At 45.7% G+C, this 7579-nt stretch carries 10 protein-coding genes; 8 read left to right on the forward strand and 2 right to left on the reverse strand.

Translation table 11 applies throughout. The features are described 5' to 3' along the window. Nucleotides 1-850 precede the first annotated feature (850 nt). The 7 genes from YA0848_RS35225 to YA0848_RS35255 all read left to right on the forward strand — a co-directional run bounded on the left by YA0848_RS35225 (nt 851) and on the right by YA0848_RS35255 (nt 5325). Nucleotides 851-1075, forward strand: a complete 225-nt coding sequence (locus YA0848_RS35225) for a hypothetical protein (RefSeq protein ID WP_198712303.1) — start codon at nt 851-853, stop codon at nt 1073-1075. Between the two features lie 125 nt (nt 1076-1200). Then, nucleotides 1201-1428, forward strand: a complete 228-nt coding sequence (locus YA0848_RS35230) for a hypothetical protein (RefSeq protein ID WP_198712304.1) — start codon at nt 1201-1203, stop codon at nt 1426-1428. Then, a complete protein-coding gene (locus YA0848_RS35235; RefSeq protein WP_198712305.1) occupies nt 1421-1660 on the forward strand; it encodes a hypothetical protein in 240 nt (79 codons plus the stop codon). Before YA0848_RS35230 ends, YA0848_RS35235 begins: the two co-directional genes overlap by 8 nt. A gap of 1 nt (nt 1661) precedes the next feature. Continuing rightward, entirely contained in the window at nt 1662-2138 is a 477-nt protein-coding gene (locus YA0848_RS35240) for a hypothetical protein (RefSeq protein ID WP_198712306.1), read from the forward strand. 425 nt (nt 2139-2563) lie between these two features. After that, nucleotides 2564-3358: a hypothetical protein gene (locus tag YA0848_RS35245; protein ID WP_198712307.1), complete on the forward strand. Its 795-nt coding sequence runs from the start codon at nt 2564-2566 to the stop codon at nt 3356-3358. Nucleotides 3359-4396: 1038 nt separating this feature from the next. Then, nucleotides 4397-4618, forward strand: a complete 222-nt coding sequence (locus YA0848_RS35250; RefSeq protein ID WP_029294180.1) for a hypothetical protein — start codon at nt 4397-4399, stop codon at nt 4616-4618. A 137-nt stretch (nt 4619-4755) separates the two neighbouring features. Then, entirely contained in the window at nt 4756-5325 is a 570-nt protein-coding gene (locus YA0848_RS35255) for a recombinase family protein (RefSeq protein WP_198712308.1), read from the forward strand. Between the two features lie 348 nt (nt 5326-5673). Here the strand turns inward: YA0848_RS35255 and YA0848_RS35260 are convergent, their stop codons facing one another. After that, on the reverse strand, nt 5674-6117 hold the full coding sequence (locus YA0848_RS35260) for a zinc ribbon domain-containing protein (protein WP_198731578.1): 444 nt from the start codon (nt 6115-6117) through the stop codon (nt 5674-5676). A 114-nt stretch (nt 6118-6231) separates the two neighbouring features. Here YA0848_RS35260 and YA0848_RS35265 point away from each other — a divergent pair, with 114 nt between their 5' ends. Then, nucleotides 6232-6489: a helix-turn-helix domain-containing protein gene (locus YA0848_RS35265; protein WP_198712380.1), complete on the forward strand. Its 258-nt coding sequence runs from the start codon at nt 6232-6234 to the stop codon at nt 6487-6489. A 239-nt stretch (nt 6490-6728) separates the two neighbouring features. Here the strand turns inward: YA0848_RS35265 and YA0848_RS35270 are convergent, their stop codons facing one another. After that, nucleotides 6729-7373 (reverse strand): hypothetical protein, encoded by a 645-nt coding sequence (locus YA0848_RS35270; protein ID WP_198712339.1) that lies wholly within the window; start codon nt 7371-7373, stop codon nt 6729-6731. Nucleotides 7374-7579 lie beyond the last annotated feature (206 nt).

Raw genomic sequence — 7579 nt, forward strand, 5'->3', positions numbered from 1 at the left:
CAGCCGTATTCCTATCAAAGCGATGGTGGAAGCAATCCAGCATCTCAGATTCGAACCCTAAAAATAATTATAGAAAAAGCTAGACTTTATTGATTTTCTATTGACAAAAAAGCGTTTCTCGCGATATAATGAACACATATAGAGAGAAACCTTTACTGCATTATCCATCCCCCCCTCAGATGGATCACTGTTAGTTACAGCCATTTCGAAATAGTGACTCGGCAAAGGTTTCTCCTTAACTCCGAAAAGCCACAACCCCCTCAAAGTTGTGGCTTTTTGTTGCTTAAAATCTAATCTGTAACGCCGACACACAACAACCCTATACAACCCACCATACACATTGGAGCCATTACTGTGCCTAAAGAAAACAATTGCCTCAGTTGCGGAACGAAGTTAATCAACCGCCGAAGTCATACAAAAACGTGCTCAAATAAATGCCGTGTAAAGCACTGGAGAAGTAAGCAAGAAAAACTGGTGCCATTGAAGCTGAAATTCAATGTTTCCCATTTTGAAACTGTCAGCATTGAAGCTGCTAAGCTTGGTGTGACAGTGCAATCTTTGATTATTTCGCGCTCTCTGGCAACACCACCATCCTGTAATTAAGGAGCAAGCAATGCTAGTAAGATTGAATGAGGAAGCTGTGCAGCAGCTTGAATCATTGATGCAGCGAACTGGCTACACAAATCACCAACACTGCTTGCAAGTAATGGTATCGACTATTACCAACAATCTAAGACGTGCTGACGATAAAGCCAGCAAGCTCAAACAAGCAAATACCTAACCCCCACAATCATTCCTAAAATACTTAACCACAAGTCAGAGGATAATGATCAATGTAAGGAGCTGAACCATGAACTACTTAGTAAGCCATAAACCCTCCCAGCTAATTCTGAAAGCAATCACCACATCTCAAACACCCACGCCGGACGAGCATCACATATTTCATCCAGTCTCAAACACAGTGCTTAATAAATACTACAAGCTAGCTATTAAATCGCGTCGCAACGGCGTGCTGGTAAATGTGGGCGACCTCGCTGCTGTAAGCCCGAGCTTCCTAGAATCACTTAAACGTTAAGCCTGTTCATTGGCCCAAACCTGAGAAATATCGCCACGCCTGGTTAGGGTACAGGGTATGCGTTTTGCCTACCCTACAGGCCACGGAAACCGGGCATCCAAAGTACCAAATCAAAGAGACGTCAGATGTTTTCAACACAAAAAAAACCAAAGGATAAACAACATATGAACACACCACTACTCGAACGGCACTTGGCAGTGCTTCAAGTTAAACATTACCTATCATTACACAATTCAGCAATTGCAGTTGGCGACAAAGTCGAAGCCCGCAGAACCACCGACATCATCGACAAACTGACAACTGAGTACGGTGTGTCAGCGCTTTATGAAGCTCAGGAGAATTCAAATGAGTAGTACTAGTCTAGATTATTTTACGGCTGGCCTCGCAAAAGCATTTGAACGACGACGTGCAATGCAACAACAAACAAAACAACTTCTGGTACAAGTACAGAGCGCTGATAGCGTTGAGGGTGATGCAAATACAATCACCACCTTTAACAACACCATCACTAAGCTCAGTGAGGAACAACATAAACAAACCATCGTAAATACGATGATCGCACTTATTCACAAAAGGAAAAATTAAAATGACTGATAAGATTAGAATTAGCGGCGCACCACCAAAATGGGATGATGCTGAGTTTGAAGTAAGGCTGCAAGGCTGGGTCAATGTCTACAGGGGTACTACCCAGTGCATGGAACATGTACGCTCACCTCTCACTCATGACTTTCTTGAGCTGGTAGCTTCGAAAGTAGCAGAGGGTTACACAGTGGCTCGTAATCAAGCAGTCACACACGAAGCACTCAATCATTCGTGCTGGATGATCAAGCCCGAATCACACCAGCAAAAAGATATTGATGACATTCGAATTCGAGTCAAAGCTGAATATGTTGAATTCCTACAAGGTGAGCATGTCCGATATCAAGAATTGCTACGTCAACAACTTATCCAAGCAGCGGAAGCGAAAGAACAGAAGAAGCTCGATGATGCTCGCAATAAGCGATTGTTAGAAATCGACAAAGAGGTAAGCGACACATATTCACCACTTGTTATTCCGGGGTAATTCAGTGATCCAGTGATCCAGTGACAGACGCTGCTAGCGATACCTGCTAAAAGCTTCCACAACGGCTTTATAGGGCGTTCCCGATGCAACCCTACTCAACGATGGCCCCGGCAGATTACCCAGTCTGTGCGGGGCTTTTTGCTTGCTGAGTTTAAACACAGCAGCTCCTACCCCACGGTTATGAATGCTTACTCATGAGGAGAAGCAGGTTTTAGAAAAGCAAAATGTCAAGCTTTTTTTTGACAAGCGGTTCCCGCTCCGGTATAATGCGCGCCTCAAACATACCGCTCAAAACCTCATGGTGATCATTAGTCGATTCCGACTCAGCGCATCATGCGGAGTTTTACGGCTGTGATTTAACCAAAACAACCGGCAATACCCGAGAGGAAATGCCTATGACTTAAACCAACAAAAGGAGAATCACCATGAGCAATACGCACAAAGAACAACAAGCTATCGCCCTTCGCCAAGAAGGGATGTCCTACAAGAAGATCGAGCTGATAACCGGACTGACAGACTATAAAATCAAGATTCTGACAAAAGGAATCCAGAAGGTTACGCCGATCAATACACCGCTTGCCAAATCTGTAGAGCGCGTATATCCGCTGGCGAAAAGGCAGCATGGCATTCGTGAGTACGAACTGCGCGACATCATGCATGAGGAATACGGATCGAAGTGGGACACCAAAAATGGCAAGTACATCAGCAGCTACGACCAGAACGACCTGAACTATGTGAAACAGAAGATTCGCATCCGCGCAGCACAGCATGACTGCGATGTCCTGTTCACACCTGACTGGATTGATGAGGGGGCGCCCACTGCTGGACGTGAGTTTCTTGAAGCCGCTGCCAAAGACATAGCGGCTAGGATCGAAGAGCATACGAATCAGTATATGGATTGTCACTCAACACGCTGGAGAGAAGACAGTGAAGAGGTCGACCTTGCCCAACGCAAACAACACTACGCCGCGAGACGCCACCTACTGAAGCTGGCAATCCAAGGCTATGGAATGGAACCGCTAGCTAGATTGCTAGAACGTTCACTTGTCCTAACTGACTTGCTTGAGGGAACACCTGACACCCCCATGACCAGTGCTAATGGTGACTGGCATGTTGATGAGGCGTCGAAGTATTACCCTGAGCCGACCCGCGCTAACCCGTTCCTAGACTACGCTGAGTCTCAAGGCTGGCTGAAAGACGTTGAGGGCAGCTTTGTTTGACACCCTCAGCGAAAATCGCTGGCTTTTCCCACCATACTAAAGAGCCAGCGAAGGGCGAGATCGTGAGGGTTAAAGCGTAAGCTTTGAATAGGTTAATTTGAGAATAATATAATCTTCTGTGTGGGGCACACAGGATATGTATTAGTGAAGTCGGGAAAGAGGAGAGGCTAGACCTCTCAAATCAAAAAACATTTTCTCTTTAGAGTGAAATGAATATTCTGTCGTATACGACAGTGGTTATAATATTCTGTGTTATCACACAGAGTTAAGATCAATGGCGAGAGGGGTTTATCACCCTACCCTCTCTAAGAGCACTTCACTTCGTTCAGCTTGCGAACATGTCTTTGTATTAGAGTTGATAAGCTCTAGAGAGTCATTCCTGATTGTCAATCAGAGATGCTTGCAGTCTCCTGTGTGAGACACACAGAACGATTAGATATCTTGTGCATCGCACAGAAGAAGATCAAGAGCTGAGAGGGCTTCGCTCATCCTCTCTTCTGAAAGCATTCGCCTTCGGCTCACTTGCTGACACTTATTGTATTGAAGAGCTAAGACCTTATCAGTCATTTCTGATTTTCAATCAGGCATTTTAGCAATCTCCTGTGTGTACACACAGAAATAGACTTGGTGAGCATTCAGGAAGGAGAGCAACAGCGAACAAGCTTTGCAAGTTCACCTTACACAGTGTTGACGAAGAATCCAAAAACTTCTAGACAATTGACCGTTATCAGGAGCGGTATCAGGTTGCAATCATTCTTTTTCAGTTCCAAATAAAAGACTAACATGGTCGCAAACACTGATTTTTACTGGCTTCCAGCTTTTTCATGTTAAGCAAGATTGCATTTCTCCCTGATTTCTTCACAGGCAATGCAATCTGGTTGAAATTAAGAAAAAAGAGAGACCGCAAACCTTCTGTGACCTCCGCTGCACGTCGTTAGCGTCAACCCTAGAGATGATGTCGGTGTCGTCCGCAATACCAACCTACGTCATTCGGTAGCGTCTGAGCTACGATCTTTGTAACCCACAAGGACTATGGTCATGACAGACAACAACCAAGCCAATATAGCCACGGCGGATGTGTTAACCCTTCTACTGCATAACCAGCATGCGCTAGCTGCTGCTATTGAAGAACTCGCCTTGTGGGCAAGGTCAACAGGTTCACCCATAACGCACGGCAACGTGATCGGAGCACTGGAAACCATCGATAGAAACGCATCGGCCATTACCGCTGGCATTTTCAAGATACGTGAGCTGGCGTAGCTGATCCTAGGTATCATCAAACGACCGTTAAACGATACCCTCCAGACAGACGGTATTACGCACCATAAAAATAGGCTTCATTCATTGTTGATACCAAGGTAGACTGATACCACGTTAAACGATACGGAGCCTTCACCATGTCACGCACCTTCCTGTACTGCCGTGTCAGCACCTCGACTCAATTCACTGAAAACCAAGTGCATGAAGTTAAAACCGCTGGTTTTGAGGTACAGGCGAGCCGAGTGGTAGAGGAAACCATTTCTGGCAGCATCGCGGCTATTGAGCGTCCCGGCTTTCAGAAACTGCTTGAGCGTATGGAGTCGTCAGACGTACTGATCGTTACCAAACTGGACCGATTGGGCCGTAACGCTATGGATGTCCGTCAAACTGTGGAGCACCTTGCAACCACAGGAATCCGTGTTCACTGCCTCGCCCTTGGCGGCGTAGACCTCACCAGTGCAGCAGGCAAAATGACAATGCAGGTGCTTGGGGCTGTCGCTGAGTTTGAACGTGACCTACTGATCGAACGCACCCAACAAGGTTTGCTCCGTGCGAAAGCCGAGGGAAAGAAGCTGGGACGTCCACAAGCAACCGACACCACAGCAGCAGTACAACGCCTCAAGGCCAAGGACATGACTCAGGCTGAAGTAGCCGCTGACCTCAAAATTGGTATTGCTACAGTTAAACGTCACTGGAATAAAGCGTAATACAGCAACGCTCGTTAAGGCTCACAGGAGCGACGACAAAGCGGGGTGGTGGCCCCCTACTCGGTTAAACCTTCCCATAAACGACCCTGCGCGACGTCAGGCCATATTTAGATCATCACCATCGGATTTGGCGAAAGCTTGGCATAGGTCCATCCCTGAATGCCGTACCGGCTGGATATGCCTGATCGATATCCAACGCTTACCCCGGATTCCAGCAGAATCAAGATGGAGCTCACAATCAGGTTACCAATTCTGATTTCAGGGGAAACAGGAAAAACCTACCCTACGCTTTTGAGGAATCTATTCGCGTTCGTCCATGCGAATACGCCCATATAGATCAGAGGTTTATTACCTGCCTAGTAGAGAGAACACGACAAATCCTGCAAAAATTGAATACAAGATCCCGCGAGCAACCCAAAGCATTCTCCTTTCCTTTTCCGTAGGCTCTACCACTACATCAGCGTCAAACCCCAACCTGTTGTTGACGCTGTCCACTTCGGATCCACAGTGCTTACATTTCACCGCTGCACATCGAATAGTCTCGGCGCATATTGGACAAGCTCGACCATCGTTGGAGCTACCGATGACCGCCACTTGACGCTTTCCAGCAACAGCCATAATTACGCCAACTAGCAGCAGAAGCCCCCCAATAAGGATGAAATTTTGCCGCTCGGCCATCAACCCAATGTTGTTGACTCGCCCCGCTCCCGACGACACCGAAACATCCATGGCTAAAGCACCGACGATGCAAAGCAGCCCTACTATGAGTGCAAAGTAACCAAATTTCCGCATAGCGATCTCCTTTGAAATTGATCAGCACCAGCTGAGACAAAGTAGATTATCCCAAATTCAGATATCTGAAAACCAGATATAGCTTGGATGGCTACCCCTTCCAGCCAGCTGAATATGCCCAAGACCATCTATCGCCGTGAGTACGATGTGCTGCTGACACTAATCAGGAAACACAGGAAAGATTCAGGACTGACTCAGGTCGCCTGCTCAACCGCTCTAGGGCGCCCACAATCTTTCATGAGCGATGTTGAAACCGGATCAAGGAGGTTGGACATCGTGCAGCTTCGTGACCTATGCAAGGTCCTAGGAGTTGATCTTCAAGAACTGATTGCAGAGTTTGAAAACTCTTTGTCAGCACATCCTGAAACTTAAAATCAATAAAGCTTTCCCTCCCAAATCGAACTGAGTAACGTACAATGCTCGATAAATCTTCAAAAAAAATGTGTAGAGCCCTCAATGCTCTTACAGGAAAATCGGTTCACACACGCTGGCAATGGGCTTCTATTAGTTAGTAGCTGATCGCACACTAGTGCATATTGGTTAATGCAAAGGAAATCCCCCCTAGCCCGTACAACATAGGGGGATTATAGTTTCCAACAGCTAGACATTAATTATTTTTTGTCGGATATAGCATTAACAGGAATAATTTGAAATCTACCACTATAAAGAGGCGACTTAAAGTAACGACCGACCTTTTCTGCCGTATCAATTAGTGCATCCATCGCTTCTTCCAGACCGTCTTCCTTATAAGCTATTGATTCTTCATTAGAATGAATACCGATGTCGCCATTGATAGTTTTACAAACAACAAAAGGGTGAGCGATCTCTTCCATATACTTGTAAAAAGCTCCCTTTGCCATTACTAACCCAAAACGTCGCCAAGCGTATTTCCGTCCCCAATAATAACCGTCAGTAGCTCGATGCTTGACACGATCATCGTTTTTCCCTTGATTTTCTGCAAGCTTATCCAGAGAAAAATGTTTCGCCGCCGAATAGCTCAGCAACTTATTGACACTATCAGCTTTTCCTAAAGCTGAAGGTTCAATAATATTTCTCCCCTCACGATCAGTTATAAATCCGATATTGTAACGATCACCATTTACAAGTTCGGCAGCACTACTATTCGTTTCAAACTGATAAAGAGTACCAGTAGTGGCAGGAGTGAACTGGTGCAAGAACTTACCATTCGGAAGTTCTGTAACGGTATAGCCTCTAACAATAACGTCATGGATCGTATACAAGTTTCGTGATTTCATTTTTTCATCCTTGTCCTTGTAGGGCCGCACCCTGTAATAGCATTTTGTCTCATAAGCAACACCGCTTATACCAAGCTAACTGACTTTGCTAACGTTTTAATATTTTCAGATTTTGAGCACAACCCGAAAAATATATTAAATACTACTCACCTCCGCAAACATTCAAACAGGTCAAGATCACAAAGCTGACCATACTATTGTTGACC

The sequence above is a fragment of the Pseudomonas sp. S4_EA_1b genome (assembly GCF_016307435.1).
GTDB classification, from domain to species: domain Bacteria; phylum Pseudomonadota; class Gammaproteobacteria; order Pseudomonadales; family Pseudomonadaceae; genus Aquipseudomonas; species Aquipseudomonas rhodesiae.